Origin of the sequence: Clostridium sp. MSTE9 (assembly GCF_000277625.1) — a bacterium.
GTDB classification, from domain to species: Bacteria; Bacillota; Clostridia; order Oscillospirales; family Acutalibacteraceae; genus Faecalispora; species Faecalispora jeddahensis.
Window position 1 is genome coordinate 1 of the sequence record NZ_AKFU01000018.1, and the last position, 25,132, is coordinate 25,132.

A 25,132-nucleotide genomic window follows, 5' to 3' on the forward strand; every position below is an offset into this window, starting at 1 on the left:
TCCCTGCAATTCTGTTTTCTTATGTTCCCGAATCAATCTGCCGCGGCTTCTCCCAGCACGATTGACAGGATTTCTTTCGGCTCGTGCACAATGTAGTTTGCCCGGCTTTTTTCCAGCTCGTTGCGGCAGCGAAAACCCCAAAGCACGCCCACGGTATCCATTCCGGCGGCGATGCCGGTTTGCATATCGATGTCGCTGTCGCCGATGTAAAGACAGTTCTTCGGCTCTACGCCAAGCTCTTTGGCGATTTCCAGCGCGCCATCCGGCGACGGCTTGCGCTCTACATTGAAACGCTGGCCATAGCACACGTTGAAAAGCCGCGACGAATACATCATCGTAATCAGGCGGGTAGTAATATTGTGGGGCTTATTCGACAGCACTCCCAGCTTGATCCCGCGATTTTTCAGATCACGCAGCACCTCTTCCATACCGTCGTACTGATCTACAAAGTACATCGGGTCCTGCTCGTAAAGATTTTCGTAAATTTTGCGCAGCAGAATCACATCATCTTCAGTGTATCCTTTGGGAGAAACCTCCTGAAGCATTCCGCGCATCAGAAGATCCGAGCCTTTTCCAACCAGGTAGCGGTATTTTTCACGATCAATTGCCGGGTAACCGCACTCCGCCAGTGCAGAGTTGCCAAAATAAACAATGGAATCGAGTGTATCCGCCAGTGTTCCATCCAAGTCAAAGATACATGCTTGGTACATGATAAGCAATCTCCTTTCTGTATGGTATCTGAAATATTGCTTACATTCCTATCTAAACATATTTTTCGCCGTTTTGCAAGGATTTGCAGGAACTATTCTTGAATGCTGCAGAAAATATGTTATACTGAAACCAAATGTGCAAAAATTGGAGGAACAGCAAATGGATTATGCAGCAGAAGCATTAAAAAAGCATAAAGAATGGAAAGGAAAGATTCAGATTCAGGTGAACTGCCCTGTTGAAACCAGAGACGATCTTTCCAATGCGTATACACCCGGCGTGGCGGAGCCTTGCAAAGAGATCAGCAAGGATGTGGACAAGTCCTACGAATACACGCGCCGCGGCAATATCGTGGCCGTTGTAACGGACGGTACGGCAGTGCTGGGCCTTGGCGACATCGGCCCGGAGGCCGGAATGCCTGTCATGGAAGGAAAAGCTGTTCTGTTCAAGGCGTTCGGCGGTGTGGATGCAATCCCGCTGTGTATCCGCTCCAAGGATACCGACGAGATCGTGCGTACGGTAGAGCTTCTGGCCGGTTCGTTCGGCGGCATCAATCTGGAGGATATTGCCGCGCCCCGCTGCTTTGAAATCGAGCGCCGGCTGAAAGAGTCGCTGGATATTCCGGTATTCCACGACGACCAGCACGGTACGGCGATCGTGGTGGGCGCAGCGCTGATCAACGCACTGAAGGTAGTAAAAAAGGAAATTTCTGGGGTGCATGGTGTTGTCAACGGCGCGGGCTCTGCAGGCATCGCGTGCGCAAAGCTGCTGCTGTCCCTCGGCGTAAAGAATCTGATTTTGTGCGACCGCAAGGGTGCTGTTTGTGAGGGCGAGGACTGGCTCAACCCGGCACAGGCCGAAATGGCGAAAATCACAAACCGGGAGCATGTTCGCGGCACGCTGGCCGACGTCATGAAGGGCGCGGATTTCTTTCTGGGCGTTTCCGCTCCGAACTGTGTGAGCGCAGAGATGGTCAAAAGCATGGCCCAGCAGCCGGTCGTATTTGCAATGGCGAACCCGGTGCCCGAAATTTTTCCCGATGAAGCTCTGGCTGCCGGGGCGGCTGTAGTTGGTACGGGCCGCTCCGATTACCCGAACCAGATCAACAATCTGCTGGCGTTCCCCGGTATTTTCCGCGGCGCGCTCGATGTTCGCGCAAAAGACATCAACGACGAAATGAAGCTTGCGGCTGCGTTCGCCATCGCCGGGATGATCCCCGAGGAGGAGCTTTCGCCGAAGTATATTATTCCCTCTCCGCTCGACAAGCGTGTGGCGCCGGAGGTGGCAAAAGCCGTGGCAGAGGCTGCCCACCGCACCAATGTGGCCCGTATTTGAACTCTTTCAGAGTATTTTCAGTTTACGGTCACATTTTTTTCTCGATTCCGTCATAAAAAAGATAAGCGGGCTTCATAGGTTTTTCATAATCCTTTGGCATACTAAGACTATCGAAACAAGCCACATAGGAAAGGACCTGATGTTATGTATCCCTATGACGATAACGATAATCAGAACAACGCACCGCGCGACAACTATACAACGGGAAGCAGTTACCAATGGAACAATCCGCAGCAGCAGGTGCAGTGGGACGGCAATACTTACCGTTCTTACGGTTCTCAGCCGGGCAGTTATAACAGCTCCTCACCAGAGCCAGAGTCTCCCAAAGGGCCAAAAAAGAGGACAGGCACAAAAATCCTGTGCGGTGTTTTGGCCTGCCTGATGATTTCGGCGGGTTCCATCGGCGGTTTTGTCGCATTGGTCAATAACGGATATGTCACCCTGAACGGCAGTGCAGCTTCCAGCAGCGCTTCCTCGAGTCAGGCTTCCGTCTCCTCCTCCATTCTGACGACGCCGACCACCACGACGAAAGCCGGCGCGCTCACGGCACAGGAGATCGCGAAAAAGGTGATTCCCTCTGTCGTTTGCATTCAGAATTATCAGGTGAGTCAGTCGCTGAGTTTACAGCGCCGCTCCGGCAGCGATGAATCGGCGGTTTCCCCCGCGAGCGAGGGCTCGGGCATCATCATTTCTTCGGACGGCTATATCGTAACAAACGCCCATGTGGTTTCCGGTGCGGATTCCCTCAAGGTGATTCTGTCCGACGGAAAATCCCACGAGGCCAAGCTGATCGGCAGCGATACCGTAACCGACCTGGCGGTGGTGAAAATCGAGGCTACCGGCCTGACAGTTGCTGAGCTCGGTTCTTCCTCCTCCCTGCAGGTGGCGGACACCGTTATGGCGATCGGCAACCCCGGCGGCCTGGAGTTCAACTCCAGCGTAACCATCGGTTATGTTTCCGCGCTGAATCGTGAAATCACCAACAGCGAAAACGGCTACACCATGAAATGCATCCAGACCGACGCCGCGATTAATCCCGGCAACTCCGGCGGCGCGCTTGTCAACTCCGCCGGTCAGGTCATCGGCATCAACTCTTCCAAGATCGTGGCCGAGGGCTACGAGGGCCTTGGGTTTGCGATCCCGGTCGACGATGCCAAGCCGATCATTGAAGACCTCAAGCAGTATGGCTATGTGAAGGACCGCGCAATGCTCGGGATTTCCGGCCAGTTTGTCGATACCATGATTTCCCGCTTCTATGGGTTGCCGGTTGGGTACTATGTATCCTCCGTGGTGAATCCCTCCGTCAATGCGGCGGGGATTGAGGCCGGCGACGTCATCACCAAGATCGACGGCAAGGAAATCAATTCCAGCACCGTGCTTACCACCGCAATTGCGGCGAAAAAGCCGGGCGAGACCGTTGCGCTGAGTGTGACAAGGCCAAAGACGGGCAAGACCTTTACGGCAACCGTCACGCTGGCTCAGTCTACCGGCAGCTAATTTTACCAACAACGATTTTTCATAAACTCTCTTCCTTCCGAACAAAACGGTGCCTCAAATTTCGGGCGCCGCGGAAAAGCAGCAAAGCACCAATGCCTTGCTGCTTTTTCCGCGTTTTTCAGGCGTTTCGATGCGTTGCAAACGCCTGTGAAACATGCTAGAATTGAATGGAAAAGAAATAAAGATAAGTGTTTTCTTTCTCCTGCCGAAGGCGCGGGAAAAAAGCAAATATTTTGACCTTTTAAAATGGCATACTATGAAAAGAATACGAATAGGTGATGAAGTTGAGAAGGCTGCTTTCTGCGCTCCTTGTCGCGTGTATGCTGCTGGTATTCCCGTCCTGCGGGCAGCAAAAAAATGAGGCCGCGGACAAAATAATAAAATACTATGTTGATCAGGAGCCACAAACGCTTGACCCGCAGGTGGCTACCGACTCTTCCGCTGTTCTGACCATCGGCGCCCTTTACGAGGGCCTGGCCCGGCTGGACCAGAACGGAAAAGCGACTCCCGGTGTGGCGGAGAGCTGGAACGCAAACGATGCTGCCACCGTGTTTACCTTTCACCTGCGCGAAAACGCCGTCTGGTCTGACGGACAGCCGGTAACGGCGGCAGATTTTGTATTTGCGTTTCGCCGCGCGCTGGCCCCGCAGACAAAATCGGCAGCCTGCCGCCCGCTGTATGTGGTGAAAAATGCCCGTAAGGTCAGTACCGGTGCCCTGCCTGCCGATCAGCTTGGCGTGCGGGCCGAAAACGATAAAACTCTGGTGGTGGAGCTGGAGTACGCGTATGCGGATTTTCCGGCGCTGGCCGCGGAGAGCGTGTTCATGCCCTGCAACGAGAAATTTTTTCAGGAAACGCAGGGCAAATACGGCCTGGAATACAAATCCATTTTAAGCAACGGCCCGTTTGTTCTGGGGAACCAGTACAGTTGGGATCACGGCAAGCAGATCAAGCTGACCCGCTCCGACACGTACCGCGGCGCGCAGGCCGCACTGCCGGCTGCTTTGATCTTCTCCATGAGCGGTTCGGATGTGGACGTTTCTGACCCGATCAAGGCGCTTACCACCTCGGCGGTAGACGCGATCGCTCTGCCGGAGCAGCAGGCGGCGAAGGCGCAGGAGGTGGGGCTGCCGATCACCTCGTTTCAGGATATTACCTGGGGGCTGGCGTTCAACACCCAGGACCCGCTGATGCAGAATGAAAAAATCCGGCAGGGCCTGGTGCAGGCGCTGCCGCGGCAGAAGCTTTTGGAACACCTGCCGGAGAAAGCGGAGCAGGCGGAGTATATCATTGGCCCGCAGGCCATACTGATGGGCCAGAATTACCGGCAGAAGGCGGGTACGGCAGTGGGATACCTGAAAGAGAGCACGCAGGGCGGCACACTGGTGCAGGCCGGCCTGAAAGAGCTTGGGCACCCGGAGTTTTCCCACGTTACGGTACTGTGCCTGGACACTGAGCAGAGTAAGCTGATGGTAAATGAAATGCTCGTGGCGTGGAATCGCCTGACAGGCCAGTATTTCAGCATGCAGCCCATGGCGGAAAGCGAGCTCCAGAAGGCGGTGGATTCCGGCGACTACCAGATTGCGCTCACCGGGATTTACCCGGAGAAAGACGGCAAGATGCTTTCGGTGTTCCGCTCCGATAGTCCACAGAATCCGTCGCGCCTTGCCAGCCAGGATTTTGACCGTTTGCTGCTCACAGCAGAGCAGTCCGGCGGTGCCGCCGCGCTTGCTTCGTATCTTCAGGCGGAGAATTACCTGAGCGCTCACGCCGTTTTTTACCCGGTTTATTACAAAAACAGCTATTATGCCTGCGGAAAAGGAGTCACCGGGATCGTATTCCGCCCTAACTCCGCCGGAATTGATTTTTTACTTGCTGGAAAAACGGACTAGGGATTGACGAAAGACTGCAAATTCTATATAATGTAACGACGGAGCCGCGGGGGATGTTTTTCCCTGCGTGTAACATGCACGAAGCAGGCCTGCCCGACTGCGGGATATGGCTTTGACAGAGAACCCTGACGGGGTTAAGGGAGGACGAAAGGATGTTAGACGCAGCCTTGTCGAAAAAGCTTTCTTTGATCGTTGCGATTGTAAACCGCCATCAAGGGGAAAAGGTATCAAAGCTTCTCAATTCCGAACATCTGAATTTTAACTATATCTTTCTGGGACATGGCACTGCCAGCTCAGAGCTGCTGAATTATCTTGGAATCGGTGAAACGGAAAAGGATATTGTACTCAGCTCCGCTCCGGCGGAGAAGGTTCCGGAACTGATGGAAAAGCTGCAGCGCGAGATGCAGCTGGATAAAGCAGGCAGCGGCGTTGCATTTACAATCCCGATTTCCAGTGTAGGTGGGTCAAAAACCCTGTCATTGATGACGGGCGAGTTTCAAAAAGGAAAGGGGGATTCCTGTGATTGCTGCGAACCAGTATAATCTGATCATTACCATTGTCAACCGTGGGTATTCGGAACAGGTAATGAAAGCGGCGAAACTGGGCGGCGCCACCGGAGGAACCATTGTGTTAGCGCGCGGAGCGGGAATGCACGAGGCGGAAAAAATCCTCGGGTTCTCGATCCATCCGGAAAAAGAAATTGTTCTGATTTTGACCCTTCGGGAGAAAAAGCAGGACATCATGCGGGCCATTTGCCAAAAATGCGGGTTCTGCACCGAAGCGCACGGTATCTCGATCGCGGTTCCTGTAGAGGATGCGATGGGTCTGCCGGTAGCTGATATGGAGCGGGAGCTGCATGCGCAGGAGCTTCGCAAAACAGGTACGTGAATCAAAACAGTTAGAGCTCTTTCCCTTTTGGGAAAGAGCTCTTTTTATTTACGAAAGTTCAGATATGCCGCGGTACAGCTGGTCATACCTGCCCTGCTGGGCTAAAAGCTCCTCGTGGGTACCCTGTTCTATCATGCGGCCATGTTCCAGAACGAGAATTCGATCCGCGCCCCGCACGGTGGAAAGGCGGTGGGCGATCACAAACACGGTGCGGCCCCGCATCAGGCTGTCCATTCCCTGTTCGATCAGCGCCTCGGTGCGCGTGTCGATGGAAGAGGTCGCTTCATCCAGAATCAGCACAGGCGGGTCTGCCACGGCGGCTCGGGCAATCGCCAGCAGCTGCCGCTGTCCCTGCGACAGATTAGCCCCGTCGGCGGTCAGCAGAGTATCATACCCCTGCGGAAGATGCCGGATGAACGAATCGGCATTCGAAAGCTTTGCAGCAGTGATAACTTCATCGTCAGTCGCGTTCAGCCTGCCGTAACGGATGTTTTCCATCACCGTACCGGTGAACAGGTGGGTGTCCTGCAGCACCAGAGCAAGGGAGCGGCGCAGATCATCTTTTTTGATGCTCTGGATTTCAATGCCGTCAAAACGGATGCTGCCCTGCTGCACCTCATAAAAACGGTTGATCAGGTTGGTGATCGTCGTTTTTCCCGCTCCGGTGGAACCGACGAACGCGAATTTTTCTCCGGGATCGGCGCACAGCGAAAGATCATTGAGCACGGGCTTTTCCACGTCGTAGCCGAACACCACGTGATCAAACTCTACCCGGCCCTCCAGCCTGCGCAGAGAAGGGCCTGCGGATGGGGAGGGGATTTTCCAGGCCCACAGACTGCCGTGCCCTTCGCTTTCGTACAGGGTACCGTCGGCGTTCTGCTCCGTATGTGTCAGTGTAACACAGCCGTCGTCGATTTCCGGCGGCTCATCGATCAATGCAAAGATGCGTTCGGCCCCGGCCAGTGCGTTCAGCACCGAGCTGAGCTGCTGCGACATCTGCGTCAGCGGGGAGGAAAAGCTGCGGGTGAACTGCAAAAACAGCACCACGGTGCCGAGCGTGAGAATGTTGCCGATTGCCAGTATGCAGCCCAGAACAGCGGTGAGAGCGTATTGCAGACTGGCCAGATTGGTCATGATGGGCAGGAGGATGTTTGCAAACGTGTTGGCCCTGTCGGCGGATTCGTGCAGGGTTTCGTTGATGCGCCGGAATTCCTCGCGCGCGGCCTGCTCGTGTCGGAATACCTTGATGACCCGCTGCCCCTCAATCATTTCTTCGATATAGCCGTTCAGCGAGCCGATCGCGGCCTGCTGCTTTTGAAAGGCATCCCCGCTCCTTCCGCCGATCACGCGGATGACGTTCACCATCACCACCAGCAGGAGGACAGTCAGGAGCGTCAGCTGCCAGCTGTACCAGAGCATCAGCAGAAAAATTCCGGCAACGGTGAGAAAGGACGAAATAAAACTGGTCACGCTGCTGTTCAGCATATCGCGCAGGGCGTCGGTGTCGTTCGTAAAGCGGCTCATCAGCTCGCCGTTCGATTTGGAATCGAAATAGCGCAAGGGGAGGCGCTCCATTTTTGCAAACAGCTCTGTGCGGATTTTGTAGAGCGTCGTGGTGGAAATTTTGAGCATCAGATAGCTGTACAGATACGACCCAAGCGCGCTTGCCACGAACAGCGCGAGCATGGCAAACGTTAAATGCAGAAATTTCTGCATCAGTGCACTGTCGTACTGCCGGATCAGCGGAGTCAGGCAGTCGTCGATGATCGTCTTCAGCAGGGCGCTGCCGGCAATTTGTGCACCTGAGCTGACGAGGATAGCGGCTGTTACAACCGCCAGATGGGGTCGGTAGGGGTGCAGGTAGCCCAAAATGCGCCGGATGGTTTTGCCGGTATTTTTCTTTTCCGCGGGGGAATCGTTTTTTTCTTCGGGGCTTTTTTCTGCCGCGCTCATGTCGCCATTCCCCCTTTCTCTTGGGATTCGGCAATCTCGCGGTAAATTGGATTGCTGGCGAGCAGCTCTTCATGGGTGCCGATTCCGCTGATCATTCCGTTTTCTATGACGATGATGCGGTCCGCGCCGCGCAGAGAACCGATGCGCTGGGCGATGAGCAGTACGGTCGCGCCATGAAGTTCCCTGCGCAGGCCCTCGCGGATCCGGGTGTCGGTGGCGGTGTCCACCGCACTGGTGGAGTCGTCGAGAATCATGATCTTCGGGCGGCTGAGCAGGGCGCGGGCGATGCACAGCCGCTGCTTCTGTCCGCCGGAAAAATTGGCGCCGCCCTGCTCCACGTGGGTCTCAAGACCGTCCGGCAGGGCATCGATGAATTCCTTGGCCTGCGCGGCCCGGCAGGCGTTCTCCAGCTCCTGCTGCGTGGCGTTGGGATTCCCCCACAGCAGATTTTCCCGGATGGTGCCGGAAAAGAGAGTGTTTTTCTGCAATACCATCGAAATGCCTTTGCGCAGCGCGTCGAGAGAATACTCCTGTACCGGGCGGCCCCCTACCAGTAGCTGACCGTCTGACAGATCGTACAGGCGGGGGATCAGCTGTACCAGAGTGGATTTTGCCGAGCCGGTACCGCCGATGATGCCGATCATCTCGCCCGAGCGGATGGAAAGGCTGATGTGCTCCAGCGTCAGGTTATCGCCCGGCCCGCCATACGAAAAGGACGCGTCGATAAATTCGATGGAGCCGTCGGCCAGCTCGGACGATGGCCCGGGAATGTCTTGAATGGAGGGAGTCTCCGCCAGCACTTCCTGAATCCGCGTGACGGACGCGCGAGACAACACGCACAGCAGGAAGATCATCGACAGAAACATCAGCGACATTAAAATTTGGGAGACATAGCTCAAAAAGGCCGAAAGCTGCCCGAGCTCCAGACCGCCTGCAATCACCAGATTGCCGCCAAACCACACTACTGCTACAATGCAGCCCGAAATTGTCAGCTGCAGGATAGGCAGGGTCAGCAGGATCAGGCGCTCAGCAAAAAACTGTGCTTTCCGCAGAGCTTCTGCGTTTTCGGTGAATTTTTCGGTCTCGTGCTCCTCACGTACATAAGCCTTGACGACCCGGATTCCGGTCAGGTTTTCCTGAACGGAAGCATTCATGTCATCCACGCGGCGCAGCATCTGCTGAAAGCGCGGATACCCATTTTTCATCATGTAAATGATCGCAGCAGCCAGTATGGGTAAGGCGGCGAGAAAGATCAGAGAAAGCCTGCGGCTGATGAGCACTGCCATGGAAGCGGCCCCAGCCAGCAGAATCGGAGCCCGCAGGCCCATACGCAGGATCATTAAAAACGCGTTCTGCACGTTGGTTACGTCAGAAGTCAGGCGGGTGATCAGCGACGCGGAGGAAAAGTGATCGACGTTGGAAAAGGAGAAATCCATTACCTTGTCGAACAGGGCGGTGCGCAGGTTTGCGGCCAGTCCGGTGCAGGCCCGGGAGGCAAGACGCCCGGCCAGAGCACCGAAGATCAGAGCTGCGAGCGCCATCAAAATCATCAGTCCGCCCATTTTTACGGTATAAGAGATTCCGCCGCCGCCCAGCACGCCTTGGTCAATCAGGCCGGCCATCACATAAGGGATGAATAGCTCCATCAGCACTTCCCCAAAAATCAGAAATGGAGCCAAAAGAGCGTCCCGCCGGTATTCGCCGAGCAGGGTGTACAGCTGTTTGAGCATGCAGTTCCTTCCTTCCGCCGCGCAGGGCGGCAAACTGTGCGTTCGGCCCGGTGAAAAAGCCGGGCTGCTTTGCAGTGTGAACGCATCTGCCAATAATTTGCGCAGAAATTTCCGTTCCATTCGGAAAAGCGGCGACTGTTTCGGCACAAAAAAGCCCGGCCCGTGTCATTACGGGCCGGGCTCAAAGTGTCAGGAAAGCTGTACATGGTTCGGTAGCTCAGCGAAGCTCCTCTTCAATTAAGTAGCGGGGTCTGTCTTTCACCTCATTGTAAATTTTCCCGATGTAGCCGCCCAAAACGCCGATGCAGAGCAGCTGGATGCCGCCGAGCAGCCAGATGGAGCAGACAATGGCCGTCCAGCCCGCTACGGCGTTGCCGGTAAAGTAAGAGATGAGGGCGTACAACAGGCCGAGAATACTCAGAACGGAAACCAGCACACCCAGGTTCGCGATGATCTTCAGGGGCTTGACGCTGAACGAGGTGATGCCGTCGAGCGCAAAGGAGATCATCTTTTTGAGCGGGTATTTCGATTCGCCCGCAAAGCGCTCATGCCGTTCATACGTTACGGTACCGCTGCGGAAGCCGATGAGCGGCACAATGCCGCGCAAAAACAGATTCGTTTCGCGGTAGTCTGCCAGCGCGTCCAGCGCTCGGCGGCTCATCAGGCGGTAATCCGCGTGGTTATAGACGAGATCGACGCCCAGCGTCTTCATGACCCTGTAAAAGGCCAGAGCAGTATTGCGCTTAAAAAAGGTATCGGTTTCACGCTTGCTGCGCACGCCATACACCACGTCGCAGCCGTCCTGAAACTGGCGTACGAACTGGTCGAGCACCTCAATATCGTCCTGCAGGTCGGCATCCAGGCTGATGGCGCAGTCCGCGTATTTGCGCGCGGTCATCAGCCCGGCCAGAAGCGCATTCTGGTGGCCACGGTTATGCGCCAGCTTGACTCCGCCAACCAGCGGGTTTTCGCGGTGATAGCCCTCAATCAGCTCCCAGGTTTTGTCGCGGCTGCCGTCATCCACAAACAGCATACGGCTTTCGGGTGATGCGATTCCGCTTTCGATCATGCTGCCGAGCTTTACGGTCAGGCGCTTGACGGTTTCAGGGAGCACCTGCTCCTCGTTGTAGCAGGGAATCACAAAATAGACAATAGACATTACAATTCCTCCTCCGCAGCTCCGTTTTCCGAAGATTTGATTCGGAAAATACGGCGCTTGCGGTCTTTCTGCAGGCGGTTGTCCATGCGTAGGGTCAGGCGGTGATACAGCACCAGAAGAACCAGCGCTGCGCCGGACATGGCGAACCCTTCGCCGAGGCCCGGAGTACGGTATTCAAAGCGGATGTCCGATTCCCCGGCGGGAACCTTTACGGCCATAAAGCCGACGCTCACCTTTTCCACAGGAACCGCCTGCCCGTTTACGGTTGCGCTCCAGCCGGATTCATACGGAACGCTGAAAAAGACCAGCCGCTCTTTTTCCGCCGAATAATGCAGGGAAAACCCGGTGCCGTCGTGTGAGAACTCCGTTCCCGCACTAGCCCTCCGCTCCTGACACGCCTCGTAATACTCATCGTGGGTAAAGTCCAGATCCGCGGTATCGAGCTGTGTCAGCAGGGAGCCGTACGTTTGGATCTGTTCGTCTGAAAGTACCAGAGCGTGCAGCAAAAGCAGATCGCGGTCCCCTTCGGAGGCTTCGTCGTACTGCTCCTGGGTGACGTAAGAATCATAGGAAAAGCCCATGGGAATATAATATTCGTTTTCCCAAACATCGAAGCCGTTCTGGGTGTCGTAATAGTGCCAGCCTGGCATTTCGGGGTTTTGCCGATTTTCGCCGCCGAAATAATTGTCGTCACCCGTATAGTCAAACAGCCAGCGGCAGGAGGTCAGCGCGCGCAGCCCATACGTTTTGGTGTCCGGCCGCGAGCCGACATCACGTGTGACGCCGATGGTGGGATAAAACTCCATGATCGAACCGGGCACAATGCTGTGAAACGCCTGAATGCTGGGAATCTGCCAGTACATGGCCTGATTGTCCATCGCGTGGTAAAAATCGGAGCGCACGTTCTGCAGATCGGGCAGGGAGACGTCCGCGCCGCCGTTGAGCGCATAGGGGATCAGCTGTCTGCGAACATCCTCCGACTGGGTTTTTCCGAGGGAGATAAAGTAGATGGAGTATAAAAAGGAGATCGCGGCAATCCCGGCAAACATCCGGCGCTGAAAGATTTTCTTGTCGCGCCTCCAGTATTTCATCACGATGCACAGCGCGAGCAGGCCGAGCAGCGCCAAGGCCACGTAGGCCCAGAAACGGGTGGGGTATTCCTCCAGCCCGATGGTGCGGGTGGTGGTGCCGTTGTTGGTCTTCGACTGCGGCATCAGGCCGATCGGCAAAGCGATGCCGAGTGTGATGCCCAGCACCCAGTGCACGGCCCTGCGCCAGTCGCTGCTTTCGCGCTCGAGGGAAATCAGGGTGGCAAGGCACATCATGAGCACCAGCATATAGAACCACCGCGCGTAATACGAGGCGTTGAACAGCTGGAATGCGGAATTCAGGATCGGCACCATGGCCATCAAAAACAGAATGCCGAGCAGCTTTTTCAGCCAGTGACGGTGGCGGTTCTGCAGAAAAGCGAATACGCCCGTCATGCTGAACAGCGGTAGCCACGCCCCGAGAGACGCCCATTTTGCCTCGGAATTCGGCGTGAAATTCGGCCGGGCCGGGATGTCCGGCGGGAAGAAGAACGACTGCAAAATGTGCATATAGCGCTGGTTCCAGCCGTACAGCAGCGCGCCCCAGCCGTCCGGCGGATTGTCGACGCGGGGATTCTGGATTACCGTCAGGATGGTCGGCACCAGCAGCGCGCCGGAGAGCGCGACACCCAGCACGGATTCCACAAGCAGAAGCAGAAAATCCTTCACCGTGATCTTCCAGCTGCCGCAGAATGCCCGCACCAGCCAGTACAAAATGCAGAATACGACTTGTCCCACAAAAAAGTAGTAATTGACAAAGCAGCTTGCGAACACCGTCACCGCGAAGATGCCGCGCCGACGATGATACATATATTCATCCATCGCCCACAGCAGCAGGGGGAATACGATGATCGCTTCGTGAAAATGATTGAAAAAGATGTTATAGACGGAAAAGCCGGAAAACGCGTACAGCATCCCGCCGGCCACGGCAAATTCGGGGTCGCGGACATAACGCTTGAGATACAGACAGCCGGTGCAGCCGGAGAAGGCAAATTTCAGCACCAGCAGAGGGCCCATCAGGTATGGAACCGCATTGCTGGGGAACGGGATGGTCAGCCAAAAAAACGGGCTGCCCAGCAGATAAAAGGAGTAGGAGCCGATAAAATTGGCGCCCAAATCCGTTGTCCAGCTCCACCGCCAGTTGCCGCTGCGGATTGCGTCGTGGCACATGCGGTAGAAAGGGACCTGCTGAACATTAAAATCGCCGTAAAATAAAAAATAGCCGCTGTCTACCAGCTGAAAGGGAAGAAAAATCAGCGTGGCAAGACCCAGACTATACAAAAATGCTTTCAAGAGTACGTTCTTGCTCGACACCGTTCTGGAAAGCAGGTTCAAAATCGTCCACTCCTTTGCGCAGAAAAATAAGCGTCTGCCTGTCCGCCGGAGAGTCGCCATATGGGGACAGTACGCAAACCGGCAGCAAAACGCGGCGGGCGGCGCGCAGGATATTCAGTGAAAGCGGCGCCTTTGCTTTTTTTGATTCATACCGGCTGGGAGCCTAAATGCCGCGGTCGATAGGCTGCAGCGTTTAGGGTCAAGAAAACAATAAATAATATTTTATAACAGAATGCTTTTAAACAAACTGATTTATAACAGGAAATAATGATTTCATGTTGACTTATTCTGTTTCAATGTTCTCCCAGCCACCCGAAGCTCTGCTTCTGTTTGTGGTGTGAGGTTATTATAACAGAATGTATTTTAAACAAACCGATTTATAACAGGAAATAATGATTTCATGTTGACTTATTCTGTTTCAATGTTCTCCCAGCCACCCGAAGCTCTGCTTCGGTTTGTGGCGTGAGGTTATTATAACAGAATGTATTTTAAACAAACCGATTTATAGCAGGAAATGATGATTTCATGTTGACTTATTCTGTTTCAATGTTCTCCCAGCCACCCGAAGCTCTGTTTCGGTTTGTGGCGTGAGGTTATTATAACAGAATTCATCTGTAGAATGTACCTGATAAAAGTGAATTTGCAGTGAGAAAATAAAGCGGCCATACGGGCTGGATTACAGCGCGAGGTGATTGTAACAGAATACATTATAAAGAGCTCTATTCACAGCGGCAGAGCCGCCTTTTTATATGGTTTATTCTGTTTCAATGCTCTCTCAGCTGCCCGAAGCTGGCTTCTGTTTACAGCGTGAGGTTATTATAACATAGGAATTCCCCTGAATGAAGAGGAAATCATGTCAATTGTAAAATAATTTCGATTTGTTGTATCCTGCGTTTTTCTCTGTTATAATAACTGTCGTAGTTGCTTTGAGCCGAAATTTGTCACATAAGCGGCTGGGAGGAATGGAAATGTATCATTTTTATGCGATGCTTTCGCGAATGAAATACATTAACCGATGGGGTCTGATGCGCAATACCAGAAGCGAGAATATCTGTGAGCACAGTCTCGACGTTGCGGTGATTGCCCACGCGCTGGCGCTTTTGCGCAATACCCGCTTCGGCGGCAGCGTGAATCCCGAACGGGCCGCGGTACTGGCCATGTTCCACGATGTAACCGAGATCTTAACAGGGGATTTGCCGACACCGGTGAAATACGATAACCCTGAAATCCGGCAGGCATACCGCCGGGTGGAAGAAATGGCACAGCAGCGCCTTCTGGCTTTGCTGCCGAAGGATCTGCGGGGAGCATACGAGCCGCTGATTTGTGAAAACGAGCCGGGCGACGAGGAGCTTTATCCATTGGTGAAAGCAGCGGATAAAATTTCTGCTTTGATCAAATGCGTGGAGGAGCGCGGAATGGGCAACGCCGAATTCCGCCGGGCCGAACAGGCGCAGCGGGAGACGATTCTGGCGATGGGTCTGCCGGAAGCGGAATGCTTTCTGACAGAATTCCTGCCGTCCTACGAGCTGACGCTGGATGAGCAGGACCTGCCGGGAGAAGAGCCCGATCCGGCGAATCCGCAGAAAAAATAAGCTTGTTTGCTGCCGGAATACGAGACATAAAAAAGGATAAAACAGAACAAGATAACACATAAGGGAGTGCCTGCGGTACAAGCAAGAGCTTGCCTGACCGAGACGCTGAAGAAGGGATGATGTTGTGAAAAAGAAAGAGCCGATGAAGGGTCGCCGGCCCGTTTCAGGAAAAGGAAAAAAGGCTGTGATTCTCAATGTGGCGATTTTGGTCGTCAGCCTTGTTTTAATTACGGTAGGCGGGACGCTGGTTTATGCGGATCATCTGCTGGGACGCATACAGTTTGAACCGGACCCGGTGCAGTCCTCGACGCCGAACAATTCGGGAGTCACCTCTTTTGATAACATGGGGAATTCCAAATATGTTGTTAATGGGCTGTATCATGATGACAAAATCCTGAATGTGCTGCTGATGGGCGTGGACGATTATCAGGAAAACGACAAGGGCCGCAGCGACAGCATGCTGATGGTCTCTCTGGACCGCAGACACGAAAAGCTGAAAATGACGTCCTTCATGCGCGACATGTACGTTTCCATCCCCGGCCATCAGGCCAACAAGCTGACGGTTGCGTATTCTATCGGCGGCCCGACGCTGACGGTGCAGACCATTGAAAACGGATTTGGCGTGGATATTGACCGCTATGTGCTGATCAGCAACGATTCCTTTAATAAAATTATCGACCGCCTGGGCGGCGTTACAGTGGAGATTAGCAGCGCGGAAGCAAAGCTGATCAATACGTATTCCGGCGAATCCTACTCCAAACGCCTGACCGGCGGTATACAGCATATGACCGGGAAGCAGGCGCATTATTATTCCCGTATCCGCGATATCGGCAACGATTATGAGCGTACGCTGCGTCAGCGCAAGGTGCTCCAGGCGATCATCGACGAATTCAAAACGTCCGATCTGGGAACGATCAACGGGATTCTGTACGATGTGCTTCCTCTTGTGACCACGAATATGACGAAGAACGAGATTTTGTCGCTTGCGGCCAACTCGCTGACGTATCTCAATTATCCCACCAGTCAGAACCGAATCCCTGTGGATGGGACCTTTGACGATCAGAATATCCCGGGTGTTGGTTCTTCCCTGGTTGTCAATTTTGAGAAAAACCATAAAAATCTGGTGGAATTCATTTACGAGGAAAACCTCGGGTCGTCCGATTCCTCTCAGGAATCTTCTTTTGAAAGCCGCTGAGATTGATTCAAAAAGCCTTGAGCTGTTTTTACCAGCTCAAGGCTTTTTTATCGTTCTTTCAGCAGAAGCCGTGTCTGTCCCTCGTTCAGAGAGATCAGCTTGCTTTGAATCCGCGCGTGTTTCAGTTCTAGGCGCACCATGTTTTTGAGTACCTGCCCGTGGCTGTATCCGTGGATCACCACGATTTCGCGCACATCTTTTCCGGCACGGGAGAGCAGCCGCTCCAGCTGACGCTTGGCGTCGTCTGAACGCATTCCGTGGACGTCTATGGTCAGGACGCTCCCTTTTTGGTTTGTCAGCATGCGCGGATACTCCTTTCTCCTGCAGAAAATTCCCGTGCGGGGAATGCAAAATATGGGGGTTTATGATATAATAACCTCACGCTGCAAGCAAAAGCGAAGCTTTTGGCGGCTGAGAGAGCATTGAATCATCCAATCCAAAGAAAAACAGATGTCTAGCTGTTTCCTTAGAACAAAGCAAGAAACGGGATGATATAATAACCTCACGCCGCGAACCGAAGCAGAGCTTCGGGCGGCTGAGAGAGCATTGAATCATCAGTTTTATTATCTGATATCTCAGGCGGCTTTTTGTAAGCCCATATCGGAATTTATGATATAATTAATCATCAGTCTATCAAGCCGGGCGGACAAGCTGTACCCGGCGGGAAAGCGGGGGAATCATATGACGGTTGTGGATATTCGCAACAAGGTCACCGACAGCCGTGTAAAGCTGATCGAAATCAGCGGGTCTACGGTATACTACGCAGAAGAAAAAGCGGAAGAAGGGCATTACAGCCTGTTTCTGCTGGAATATGACAGAAACACCAAGACGGAGCGGGTGATCGCCAATTGCTTTTTGGGCGACCCGGCCGTGGTGCTGCACTTTTACTCTTTTCCCGGCGACATTATTGTCGTGATGGAAAGCGGAGAAAGCTCCGCCCGTCTTTTGCGGTTCGACAAACAGACCGGGCAGGAGAAAAATTCGGAAGAACTGCGCTTTGTGGGCAGCTTTGCCGACTGCCAGGCGCTTGACGAAAGTCGTGTGATTTTTTATACGGAAGAGAATGAGCGCCATCGACATCTGTTTGAGGAATATAAGAAGGCGTCCGGTTTTGAGCGGATCGCTTACCTGTATGATCTGGAGGAAGGACGCTATTATTATGTAAGGGATAAACGGCTCTGCAACCTTTCTGCCGAGAAGCTGGTTCCATTTGAAGTGGCCGGCGAGCGGATGCTCCTGATTTTGGAGCCCTACGGCAGCGAAGAGGAAAAAGAAAAATGCTACCGCAACCGGCGATGGCTGGGGGATGACATCAGCGATAATGTGTGGCTGTGCCCGCTGCTGGATTTTGTTGTTGCCGTTAAGGCGGACGAAACTCACCTGCCGCTGGAGCTGCTGCTCAGCGCCGGCACACAGGGTTTGGTGCGCTATGTGGGGCAGGATCAGGACAGCTTGTATTTTCGCGCAAAATACTACCCTAACAGCGACCAGCGTATCTGTGCGGTAGAGAAGGCCGGCGGCAAAAAAACGGTTGCGGCCGAATTGAATCTGAAAGAAGGGGAAGAGCCGGCTACCTTTTTCATTGAGCCCTGCCCCACCCGGATTTACCGTGTGACGGAGCATGAGGATACTTATGAGATTCAGGGCGTGTTCAATTCCTCGGTGAGCAGTCAGTACAGCAAGGAGCTTGGGCAGTTTGTCGCCTGCGTGGAGGATCGTTTTCTGGTGGCGGAATACGTGATCAGTGATGAAACGGATTCATTTGTTTTTTACTCCATTTTTGATCTGGAAACACACCAGCAACAGAGCTTTGAATGCGGTTGCGCCGTTCAGGACGACACCATTGTGCTTTATTAATTGGTAGCAATCGGCTTAATAAATTGATTTTGATTTATCAGTTTGGGCCCCATATGCTGTTACAGCGTATGGGGCTTATTTATGTTTTCTCTGTTCCACATCCTAACATGCACCTTTTAATTTTGCAATAGAAGGTCGCCTTGCTGCATGAAAGAATTCCGGTTTTCTTTTGGGGTTGGCCGTAGCCGAAAAAATGAGAAATAGTATGCTCTGAACAGAAAAATCCGCCCTTGAATCAGAAATTCAAAGGCGGCAAAGTGTTTCGGGGAAAAGCATTACTGGAGTGCGGACACATCTCCGCCGCGAGAGAGATAATCCTTTTTTACTTTTTCCATGAGCGGTTCGATGGTTCGGATTTCTTCTTCGGCTTGGTTGATGTCTTCTATATTATAGGGGCGCTGCAGATGCTCTATCCATTGATTTTTATCGACTTGTAAAGCCGAGTATAGACGAGCCGTTTCTTCTATTGTATAATCCATTGATCGATGACTCCTTTTTATCATTTGATTCATATTCTTAGCTTTTGCGTTTTTATTTTTTCTATCCAAATCCATTCTTGAAAACCCTTTGAGCCTTTTCTTCAGAAGAAAGAAAAGACCCAAAGGGTTTCTAATTTTTAATTAATTTAAAAAATGAAATTTACTTTCCCTCTACTGGGAAAGATTCCTGCTGATTGTCGGTAGTATTGTGAGCAGATTTCCCCTCAATGAATCGGAGCCGAGATTTGTGTTCCGAAAATTCGGAATACACCGTAATCCGTTGTTGCGGTTACTTCCAGTTTGTTCCCGTTCACGACGCCTTTTGCGGTATATTTCAAACGAAAAAGACCGGTATTTAAGATTCCCGAAAACTCAAATGAGTTTCCTTTTGATTTTCCGTTTTTAAAGTAACTGGTATTACCCATTGTGTGAATCGAGCCGCTAATGGCTCCGCCTTCGTCTGTAAAGGAGAGCGTTCCATTTTGCGGGCCCATTGGAGTGCGCATAGAGATTCTGTAACTTCCACTCATTATTGCCACCACATTTCTTTTGGTTTGATTCAAGATATGCGGTTTCGTATAGAAGTGATTCCACAGTTTCAACCGAGTTATCAACATGTTGTGGTTGGATGAATTTGCATACACAATTTATTCTATAAAATGGAGGTTGATCATGCAACTATCTGAAAAAATAACGATTCCGCAGTCTCTGCAGAACGGGATTGAGAATGGCACCCTGACGATTTCTGATCACTTGATGCTGGCTGCAGCACAGCTTACCGCCACCCTGTTCCCGGACACCGAGACCTATATTGGTTTGCCGCAGACCGCTGTTGCTCCGGCCTTTTTCATTGACTATGATTCTATTGCAAACAAAAAGCGGCTGAAGCTGACGTCGGAATACGAATTCATGCTGAAAATCACCTATGTTCCGGTTGACAGCGCTGACCGCCGGGAGCTGCAGAATACCATCTTCCTGCTGGAACAGAGCCTCGATCGGCTCCAAAGCGAAATCGGAATATTCCGGTGCTTTTCCAGAAATTCGAGTATTGCAGATGGGCTGGCCCAAGTGACCGGTACCGTAAAAGTATGGGAAACTGACGTGCCCGATGATCCGATCATCGGACATGCAGACCAAAATATAACACTGTAAGGAGCTGAGAAAGATTGATTACAAAAATCTTGCCAGGCACTAACATCGAGCTGAAATCCGGAGCCCGCGATGCTGATCTGAGCGTTACCGGCGTTGTGGCGATGGCCCTGCCTCTTCATTGGGGCGACCAGGTGACGGTTATCAATGCAGGCGACAATACGCTTTATTCGCTGGGGTATAAAACTTCTGATCCCGCGATGAAGCTGGTGCGAGAAGTCATGAACGGGGCAAAACAGCTGATTCTGTATCGCCTCAACACCGCAGGTGTGAAGGCTTCCGCAGAGGTTTCCTCCGGCATCACCGCAGAAGCGGTTTTCCCCGGCACACGCGGAAACGACCTTTCTATCGTAATCTCCGCCAGCGGCGAAAAATGGCTCGTTAAGACCTATCTTGGCACACAGGAGGTGGATTCGCAGATCATTTCGACCGCAGCAGACTTTTCGCCGTATTATGTGGCGCTCTCCGGCACCGAGACTCTGGCGGCAGCCATTGTAAAGCTGACCGGCGGTACCGACGGCGCGGTAGAAAGCGATTACACCGGATTTTTCGCAGAACTGGAAAAGCGGGAGTACAACGTGATTTGCAGCACGGATTCGGATCGTGCGGCTGACGTGGTGTCCTTTGTAAAGGAACAAAACGCAAACAAAGCCTATGTGCAGGGCGTTGTGACCGGTGTTTATCCGGACAGCGAAAATATTTATGTTTGCAATTCCACCGGTGGCGTAACGGCCGATTATGAGCTGACGCCGGCGGAATCCTGTGCCACACTGGCCGGTTTGATTGCGCAGGCCGGAGTAGTGAACAGCCTGACCTACTGCCGGGGAATTACCGGCTGGACGGATGTGAGGCCGCATTTGACCCGTGACCAGCAGATCAGCAGGACGCAGAACGGCGAAGTGCTGTTTGTGCCGCTGTATGGCTCCCCGTCCGTCTTGTATGACATTACCAGCCTGACCACGTTTGACGAGGATCATCCGAAAGATTTTGGAAAGGGTCTGGTCATGCGCACGCTGCAAAAGTATCAGGGCGACCTGCAAAAGCTGCTCGACACCAAATGTGTCGGCAAAATCCGCAACAGTGTGGAAGGGCGCGCGCAGATCAAAGCGATAGTGTTCGAGATGACCTCGCAGAACTACCTTGCGCCGGGATACATTGAAGATTTTTCTGCGGACGATATCACCGTGACAGCCGGTACGGAGCGTGACGCGGTAAACGTAATCGTGGGCATCAAAGCAGTGGATACGGTGGATAAGATCTATGTCACCGTAACCGCACTGTAAGGAGGGATAAGGAATGGCAAAAACAAGATTGCAGGACGTGTTCTCCGGACATGACGGAGAGGCATTTATTCGACTGAACGGCTCTATTGTTCCGGCGTTTAAGATTTCTAAAATCACCGCCAAATTAGAGGCCGTTGTGGAAAACAGACGCTTTTTGAACGACCCGATGGAACAGGCCGCGCAGCGCGGGCTCAAGGGCAGCGGCGATATGACATATTACCACACCACGCCCGCCTTTATTCAGGCGATGCGGGATTACAAAAATGGAGGTTCGGCTCCCAATATCAGTCTGCAGTTTTACGCAGACTCGGCGGGCTCTCAATATGAGCGAATCGGTGTGACGCTGTCGGATGTAATCCTTGCCAATATCGGCTTGATTGCGCTGGATGACAGCAGCGACAACGCCCAGACCATTGAAACTACATTTACCTTCAACGATTTCGATCTGGCATAAGGAGGCGGGAGAATGGACAAGTCACTGATGCAGTTTTTGCATCCTGACCGAAAGCCCAACGCGACATTCAAGCTGAACAGCTTTGGCGACGCAGAATTTGAAATGCGTGTGCTGACTGCGGATGAAATGGCGCAGATGTCGGCTGAGGTACAGACCAAAGGATTCAAAGGGCTGGAGGCGCTTTATCCCACCATTGCCGCGAGCCTGGTACGCCCGAATCTGCGCAGCGCGGAGCTGCTGGATGCTCTTTCCGAAAGGGAAGGCAGAAAAATCCTGAGCCCCACGGATGCGCTCAAATCTATGTTCACCGCCGGCGAAATCGGAGCGCTGCTCAGCATTTATAACGAGCACGCCGATGTGACGGTTGACTTTGGGAAAAAGGTGGAAGAGGCAAAAAACTGATTGAGCAGGGTGAAGACGGATTTTATTTTTACGTCCATCTAGCCCTGCAGAATCACAACATTCTTCCCCACGATTTTATGGAGCTGTCGGTACAGGAGCGCGCCCTGATCATAGCAAGCGACCTGATCGTAAACAATGAGATGAGAAAAAAATGATGCGGCGGATTTCATCCGCCGCTTTCGGCTCCATCTAGTTCGGTAAATTTCTCAATATGCACCATAACGGAAAAGGGGTGATCCCTATCGCAAATACTTTAGATGATCTTCTGAAACTGGCAGACCAATACTCTACCAATATGGAAAAGATTCTGCAAACCTCTAAAAAATATCGAAGCTACCAGAAAATGGCCTTGACCGCGACACAGGAGTTTAAAAGCGGGCTTGCAAACATCAAGAACGTTTCGAACGATGCTTCGAATGGGATTGGCAAAATCAATCAAAAAATTTCTGACACGATTTCAAAGGCTAAGCTGGGAAAAAAAGCACTTGATCTGATGATCAGCGGCGTAAAGAACGGAGCGAATCAGCAGGTACAGGAAATTTCGCTTCAATCGATGCTTGGCAGCGAGACAGCCGGTTCCGCTCTATACAATTACACCGAAGCCTACGGTGCGCAGAAATCTGTATTGGGGATTGCTGGAGTTCAAAATGCAACGAAAGCTTTTTTGCCATATACGCACGACCCGGATGAATTAACCGGGATGTACGGGCTGGCGGAACGCCTTTATGCGCGGGATCCGTCTCAGGGAGCCGATAATGCAGTTTCTTCCGTGCAGGCGCTGCTAGCGGGCGATGCCTCGGGAATCCAGGATAACTACCACATTGCCGGAGTGGACGAGGAAACGGTAAAGGGCTTCACTGGCAGCGGAGACATGGGCGGGGCCATCGACTACCTTGACGGTGTGTTCAACAACTTTGGCGCTACACAGGAAATGGTGGACAAAAATTTCCTCTCTTTGCAGACACAGGCGGCCAGGTTTGGTGAGAACATGCAATATGCCATGGAGGATCAGTCCAGCTCGGTGGTTCAGGGATTGTCCATTTTGCTCCAGCAGCTCAACGATCAGTTACTATCCGGCGGCTTTGACTGGTTCTTTAACGCGGTCGGCAACGGAATGCAGATGCTCGGCTACGCGATGCAGTGGGTGGCAGACAACAGCAGCACATTGATTTCTGTTTTAAAAACAGTCGTTATTGCTCTGGCTATTTATCAGACTGCGATGAAAATGGCTGCTATTATGACTGAGGTGATGAATTTAGCGACGGGGATTGCCTCCGGAAACATCTATAAAATCATTGCTTCGATTGCCGGAGGAATAGCGGGAGTCGCTGCATTTAGCTTTCTGGATAATTTGTTGCCGGATACCACGCAAAATGGAATGTTTGATGATCTGGATCAGGCGCACGCCAACGCCAAAAAAGAGATGGCTGGTTCTAAAACGCCAACTCTGAGTGCAATGAATCAGAAGGTTCAAGCAGAGATTACCAACACGGCTCCGATTGCGGTGACCGGTGAGGTGGAAATCCAAAAGGAAGTGCTGCGATACCAGTTTGATCTGGCTGCGCAGAAGGCGATGGCGGTGTTCCGGATGCAGCAGTTTGTGCCGCAGGTTATCATCCAAAACCAAAATGTAAGCCAGACGGCAGACCTCAACGAAATCAACCTCAGTTTGGGGGACATGGTCTACCAGAATCAGCAGCTGCAGCCAGCGGGGGTATATGCATGACCTATTATATCAATTTGGGCGGTATTTTGGTGTATGGAATAAAGAGCGTCAACGACGACGGCGAACGCGAGATTACCTCTTATGACGGCATCGGGCAGGGCTTTTTCCCAGTGCCGGAATCCCGGAAGCTGCGCACGTGGACGATCGAATGTGAAATGACGGAGAAAAATCTGAACGGGCTGCCGAATTGGTCTGCCGCCAGCAAGGTTTTCACAGCGTTTGAGGTGCTGCTCGCTACCAAAGACCCCAGCCGTTTTATTTTTGTTTCGGATAACCGGAGTGAATCCATGTCCGGTTATTTAACTGGGTACAGCAAAAAGGAGGAATACCCCGGCGTTTACAGTGTGACGGTAAAGGTGACGGAATATAAAGCAGCCGGTGTGAGAACGACGGCAATTCCGTACATTCAGCGCCCTGGGAAAGTGCCTGCTATTCTGAAGACAGTCGCTTTTAACAGTAAAACCACGCCGTACAAAATGAAGAAGGATGAAAAAAAGGGTAGCGGAGGCAGCGGTTCTGATAGTAAGGTGGTTCAAGGCCCTCAATCAGCGGTAATTGGTGGCGTGCTTAAAGTGCTCGACACTAAAACGGGAGAATATGTTGTGAAAAGAACGGTTTGGGGCGGGCTTTCTGATAAAGATACAGGAAAACCCGTTACGAATCCAGCGATGATAAAAGATAGATCCTATATTTATTCATCGGAAGCCAGTAAAGTGGCTGCAGAACGTGGAGCGGCGGACATGCAAAAAGTATTTAATGCGATCGGCGGGGCATTCGATGCATTTAAAAAAGCGGCCAGAGCCGATCTCGCCGAACGTCAGAAAGCATTAGGTAGGTGATGCAATGCTTTTGATCAACAATACCGATATTTCTGATATCGCGCTGAACGTGACCTATCAATCTTCCTGGAACAACGGAGCCGGGCAGTTGACTTTTGATTACCCTTCCTTGAAAGCTGGAATGTTCCCGAATGGCAGCACGGTTGTTTTCACTTACGGCAGTGCAAATATTTTTTACGGGTTTCTGTTTACGACAAAGCAGGATACCAAAAAATTCAGCTGCATCTGTTACGATCAGCTAAGAGCCTATCCATAAATTAAAACAAGGTGTAAAATAGGGACTGGTGAGAGAAGAATGAAAGAGAAGAAATCTTATCAGTCATGGACAATATCGGATGAGTTTTGGGAAGAAATCAAGGATAAGATACCAGTAAAAAAGCGGGACCCGCAGAAAAAGTATAAACACGCACCCGGACAAGGCCGTCCTCCGATACCGCCAAGGAAAGTGCTGGAAGGGATTTTTTACGTATTACGCACAGGATGCCAGTGGAAGGCTGTTCCCAGAAAGTACGGCTGCGCGAGCAGCATTCATCGGTATTATCAGGAGTGGGTGGCTGCCGGCTTTTTTGAA

General features: G+C 52.4%; 24 protein-coding genes. 16 read left to right on the plus strand and 8 right to left on the minus strand.

The genetic code is table 11. The features are described from left to right. Nucleotides 1-32: 32 nt before the first annotated feature. On the minus strand, nucleotides 33-710 hold the full coding sequence (locus tag HMPREF1141_RS04085) for an HAD family hydrolase (RefSeq protein WP_009061355.1): 678 nt from the start codon (nucleotides 708-710) through the stop codon (nucleotides 33-35). A gap of 160 nt (nucleotides 711-870) precedes the next feature. Between HMPREF1141_RS04085 and HMPREF1141_RS04090 the strand changes: the two genes are divergently transcribed. From HMPREF1141_RS04090 to HMPREF1141_RS04110, 5 genes are all read left to right on the plus strand, one after another. Next, nucleotides 871-2,043 (plus strand): malic enzyme-like NAD(P)-binding protein, encoded by a 1,173-nt coding sequence (locus HMPREF1141_RS04090; protein ID WP_009061328.1) that lies wholly within the window; start codon nucleotides 871-873, stop codon nucleotides 2,041-2,043. A gap of 144 nt (nucleotides 2,044-2,187) precedes the next feature. Further along, a complete protein-coding gene (locus tag HMPREF1141_RS04095; RefSeq protein ID WP_009061327.1) occupies nucleotides 2,188-3,540 on the plus strand; it encodes a trypsin-like peptidase domain-containing protein in 1,353 nt (450 codons plus the stop codon). A 278-nt stretch (nucleotides 3,541-3,818) separates the two neighbouring features. Then, on the plus strand, nucleotides 3,819-5,432 hold the full coding sequence (locus HMPREF1141_RS04100; protein ID WP_242824555.1) for a peptide ABC transporter substrate-binding protein: 1,614 nt from the start codon (nucleotides 3,819-3,821) through the stop codon (nucleotides 5,430-5,432). A 152-nt stretch (nucleotides 5,433-5,584) separates the two neighbouring features. Then, nucleotides 5,585-5,974, plus strand: a complete 390-nt coding sequence (locus HMPREF1141_RS04105; protein ID WP_009061362.1) for a hypothetical protein — start codon at nucleotides 5,585-5,587, stop codon at nucleotides 5,972-5,974. Further along, nucleotides 5,952-6,320 (plus strand): hypothetical protein, encoded by a 369-nt coding sequence (locus HMPREF1141_RS04110; RefSeq protein ID WP_009061331.1) that lies wholly within the window; start codon nucleotides 5,952-5,954, stop codon nucleotides 6,318-6,320. The genes HMPREF1141_RS04105 and HMPREF1141_RS04110 overlap by 23 nt, the downstream gene beginning before the upstream one ends. Before the next feature lie 48 nt (nucleotides 6,321-6,368). On the opposite strand, the gene HMPREF1141_RS04115 is transcribed toward HMPREF1141_RS04110, so the two are convergent. From HMPREF1141_RS04115 to HMPREF1141_RS04135, 4 genes are all read right to left on the minus strand, one after another. Beyond that, on the minus strand, nucleotides 6,369-8,273 hold the full coding sequence (locus tag HMPREF1141_RS04115; RefSeq protein WP_009061348.1) for an ABC transporter ATP-binding protein: 1,905 nt from the start codon (nucleotides 8,271-8,273) through the stop codon (nucleotides 6,369-6,371). Further along, complete coding sequence (locus tag HMPREF1141_RS04120) at nucleotides 8,270-10,003, minus strand: ABC transporter ATP-binding protein (protein ID WP_035316537.1); 1,734 nt, start codon at nucleotides 10,001-10,003, stop codon at nucleotides 8,270-8,272. The genes HMPREF1141_RS04115 and HMPREF1141_RS04120 overlap by 4 nt, the downstream gene beginning before the upstream one ends. Nucleotides 10,004-10,220: 217 nt before the next feature. Next, a complete protein-coding gene (locus tag HMPREF1141_RS04130; protein ID WP_009061346.1) occupies nucleotides 10,221-11,162 on the minus strand; it encodes a glycosyltransferase family 2 protein in 942 nt (313 codons plus the stop codon). Next, nucleotides 11,162-13,585, minus strand: coding sequence for a YfhO family protein (locus tag HMPREF1141_RS04135; protein ID WP_009061353.1), 2,424 nt, complete (start codon nucleotides 13,583-13,585; stop codon nucleotides 11,162-11,164). The genes HMPREF1141_RS04130 and HMPREF1141_RS04135 overlap by 1 nt, the downstream gene beginning before the upstream one ends. Before the next feature lie 968 nt (nucleotides 13,586-14,553). Here HMPREF1141_RS04135 and yfbR point away from each other — a divergent pair. Both yfbR and HMPREF1141_RS04145 read left to right on the plus strand, forming a co-directional pair. Beyond that, on the plus strand, nucleotides 14,554-15,177 hold the full coding sequence (gene yfbR, locus HMPREF1141_RS04140; RefSeq protein WP_009061361.1) for a 5'-deoxynucleotidase: 624 nt from the start codon (nucleotides 14,554-14,556) through the stop codon (nucleotides 15,175-15,177). Between the two features lie 124 nt (nucleotides 15,178-15,301). Beyond that, complete coding sequence (locus tag HMPREF1141_RS04145) at nucleotides 15,302-16,372, plus strand: LCP family protein (RefSeq protein WP_009061359.1); 1,071 nt, start codon at nucleotides 15,302-15,304, stop codon at nucleotides 16,370-16,372. Nucleotides 16,373-16,419: 47 nt separating this feature from the next. On the opposite strand, the gene HMPREF1141_RS04150 is transcribed toward HMPREF1141_RS04145, so the two are convergent. Continuing rightward, entirely contained in the window at nucleotides 16,420-16,674 is a 255-nt protein-coding gene (locus HMPREF1141_RS04150) for a Smr/MutS family protein (protein ID WP_009061324.1), read from the minus strand. 379 nt (nucleotides 16,675-17,053) lie between these two features. Here HMPREF1141_RS04150 and HMPREF1141_RS04155 point away from each other — a divergent pair, with 379 nt between their 5' ends. Continuing rightward, complete coding sequence (locus HMPREF1141_RS04155; RefSeq protein ID WP_009061333.1) at nucleotides 17,054-18,229, plus strand: hypothetical protein; 1,176 nt, start codon at nucleotides 17,054-17,056, stop codon at nucleotides 18,227-18,229. Between the two features lie 275 nt (nucleotides 18,230-18,504). On the opposite strand, the gene HMPREF1141_RS04160 is transcribed toward HMPREF1141_RS04155, so the two are convergent. Next, entirely contained in the window at nucleotides 18,505-18,708 is a 204-nt protein-coding gene (locus HMPREF1141_RS04160) for a hypothetical protein (RefSeq protein WP_009061340.1), read from the minus strand. Between the two features lie 224 nt (nucleotides 18,709-18,932). Beyond that, nucleotides 18,933-19,271 (minus strand): hypothetical protein, encoded by a 339-nt coding sequence (locus HMPREF1141_RS04165; protein ID WP_242824556.1) that lies wholly within the window; start codon nucleotides 19,269-19,271, stop codon nucleotides 18,933-18,935. A gap of 109 nt (nucleotides 19,272-19,380) precedes the next feature. Here HMPREF1141_RS04165 and HMPREF1141_RS04170 point away from each other — a divergent pair, with 109 nt between their 5' ends. The 8 genes from HMPREF1141_RS04170 to HMPREF1141_RS17045 form a co-directional block, all read left to right on the plus strand. Then, nucleotides 19,381-19,860: a DUF6838 family protein gene (locus tag HMPREF1141_RS04170; protein ID WP_009061336.1), complete on the plus strand. Its 480-nt coding sequence runs from the start codon at nucleotides 19,381-19,383 to the stop codon at nucleotides 19,858-19,860. A gap of 14 nt (nucleotides 19,861-19,874) precedes the next feature. After that, nucleotides 19,875-21,140: a phage tail sheath subtilisin-like domain-containing protein gene (locus tag HMPREF1141_RS04175; RefSeq protein ID WP_009061360.1), complete on the plus strand. Its 1,266-nt coding sequence runs from the start codon at nucleotides 19,875-19,877 to the stop codon at nucleotides 21,138-21,140. Nucleotides 21,141-21,153: 13 nt separating this feature from the next. After that, nucleotides 21,154-21,594, plus strand: coding sequence for a phage tail tube protein (locus tag HMPREF1141_RS04180; RefSeq protein ID WP_009061363.1), 441 nt, complete (start codon nucleotides 21,154-21,156; stop codon nucleotides 21,592-21,594). 12 nt (nucleotides 21,595-21,606) lie between these two features. Further along, nucleotides 21,607-21,996, plus strand: a complete 390-nt coding sequence (locus tag HMPREF1141_RS04185) for a phage XkdN-like protein (RefSeq protein WP_009061342.1) — start codon at nucleotides 21,607-21,609, stop codon at nucleotides 21,994-21,996. A gap of 211 nt (nucleotides 21,997-22,207) precedes the next feature. After that, on the plus strand, nucleotides 22,208-23,722 hold the full coding sequence (locus HMPREF1141_RS04190; RefSeq protein ID WP_009061351.1) for a hypothetical protein: 1,515 nt from the start codon (nucleotides 22,208-22,210) through the stop codon (nucleotides 23,720-23,722). Next, nucleotides 23,719-24,561, plus strand: coding sequence for a hypothetical protein (locus HMPREF1141_RS04195; RefSeq protein WP_009061326.1), 843 nt, complete (start codon nucleotides 23,719-23,721; stop codon nucleotides 24,559-24,561). The genes HMPREF1141_RS04190 and HMPREF1141_RS04195 overlap by 4 nt, the downstream gene beginning before the upstream one ends. Before the next feature lie 4 nt (nucleotides 24,562-24,565). Continuing rightward, nucleotides 24,566-24,817 (plus strand): hypothetical protein, encoded by a 252-nt coding sequence (locus tag HMPREF1141_RS04200; RefSeq protein ID WP_009061366.1) that lies wholly within the window; start codon nucleotides 24,566-24,568, stop codon nucleotides 24,815-24,817. Between the two features lie 39 nt (nucleotides 24,818-24,856). Next, nucleotides 24,857-25,132, plus strand: a 276-nt coding sequence (locus HMPREF1141_RS17045; RefSeq protein WP_009061364.1) for a transposase, incomplete at its 3' end; no start/stop codon positions are given.

What these genes read in the sequence shown, in the direction of transcription:
- HMPREF1141_RS04120 (WP_035316537.1), bottom strand. Translation starts at nt 10,003, where the DNA reads ATGCTCAAACAGCTGTACACCCTGCTCGGCGAATACCGGCGGGACGCT.
- HMPREF1141_RS04180 (WP_009061363.1), top strand. Translation starts at nt 21,154, where the DNA reads ATGGCAAAAACAAGATTGCAGGACGTGTTCTCCGGACATGACGGAGAG.
- HMPREF1141_RS04115 (WP_009061348.1), bottom strand. Translation starts at nt 8,273, where the DNA reads ATGAGCGCGGCAGAAAAAAGCCCCGAAGAAAAAAACGATTCCCCCGCG.
- HMPREF1141_RS04090 (WP_009061328.1), top strand. Translation starts at nt 871, where the DNA reads ATGGATTATGCAGCAGAAGCATTAAAAAAGCATAAAGAATGGAAAGGA.
- HMPREF1141_RS04170 (WP_009061336.1), top strand. Translation starts at nt 19,381, where the DNA reads ATGCAACTATCTGAAAAAATAACGATTCCGCAGTCTCTGCAGAACGGG.
- HMPREF1141_RS04105 (WP_009061362.1), top strand. Translation starts at nt 5,585, where the DNA reads ATGTTAGACGCAGCCTTGTCGAAAAAGCTTTCTTTGATCGTTGCGATT.
- yfbR (WP_009061361.1), top strand. Translation starts at nt 14,554, where the DNA reads ATGTATCATTTTTATGCGATGCTTTCGCGAATGAAATACATTAACCGA.
- HMPREF1141_RS04200 (WP_009061366.1), top strand. Translation starts at nt 24,566, where the DNA reads ATGCTTTTGATCAACAATACCGATATTTCTGATATCGCGCTGAACGTG.
- HMPREF1141_RS04160 (WP_009061340.1), bottom strand. Translation starts at nt 18,708, where the DNA reads ATGGATTATACAATAGAAGAAACGGCTCGTCTATACTCGGCTTTACAA.
- HMPREF1141_RS04130 (WP_009061346.1), bottom strand. Translation starts at nt 11,162, where the DNA reads ATGTCTATTGTCTATTTTGTGATTCCCTGCTACAACGAGGAGCAGGTG.
- HMPREF1141_RS04085 (WP_009061355.1), bottom strand. Translation starts at nt 710, where the DNA reads ATGTACCAAGCATGTATCTTTGACTTGGATGGAACACTGGCGGATACA.
- HMPREF1141_RS04100 (WP_242824555.1), top strand. Translation starts at nt 3,819, where the DNA reads ATGAAGTTGAGAAGGCTGCTTTCTGCGCTCCTTGTCGCGTGTATGCTG.
- HMPREF1141_RS04150 (WP_009061324.1), bottom strand. Translation starts at nt 16,674, where the DNA reads ATGCTGACAAACCAAAAAGGGAGCGTCCTGACCATAGACGTCCACGGA.
- HMPREF1141_RS04185 (WP_009061342.1), top strand. Translation starts at nt 21,607, where the DNA reads ATGGACAAGTCACTGATGCAGTTTTTGCATCCTGACCGAAAGCCCAAC.
- HMPREF1141_RS04195 (WP_009061326.1), top strand. Translation starts at nt 23,719, where the DNA reads ATGACCTATTATATCAATTTGGGCGGTATTTTGGTGTATGGAATAAAG.
- HMPREF1141_RS04190 (WP_009061351.1), top strand. Translation starts at nt 22,208, where the DNA reads ATGCACCATAACGGAAAAGGGGTGATCCCTATCGCAAATACTTTAGAT.
- HMPREF1141_RS04155 (WP_009061333.1), top strand. Translation starts at nt 17,054, where the DNA reads ATGACGGTTGTGGATATTCGCAACAAGGTCACCGACAGCCGTGTAAAG.
- HMPREF1141_RS04095 (WP_009061327.1), top strand. Translation starts at nt 2,188, where the DNA reads ATGTATCCCTATGACGATAACGATAATCAGAACAACGCACCGCGCGAC.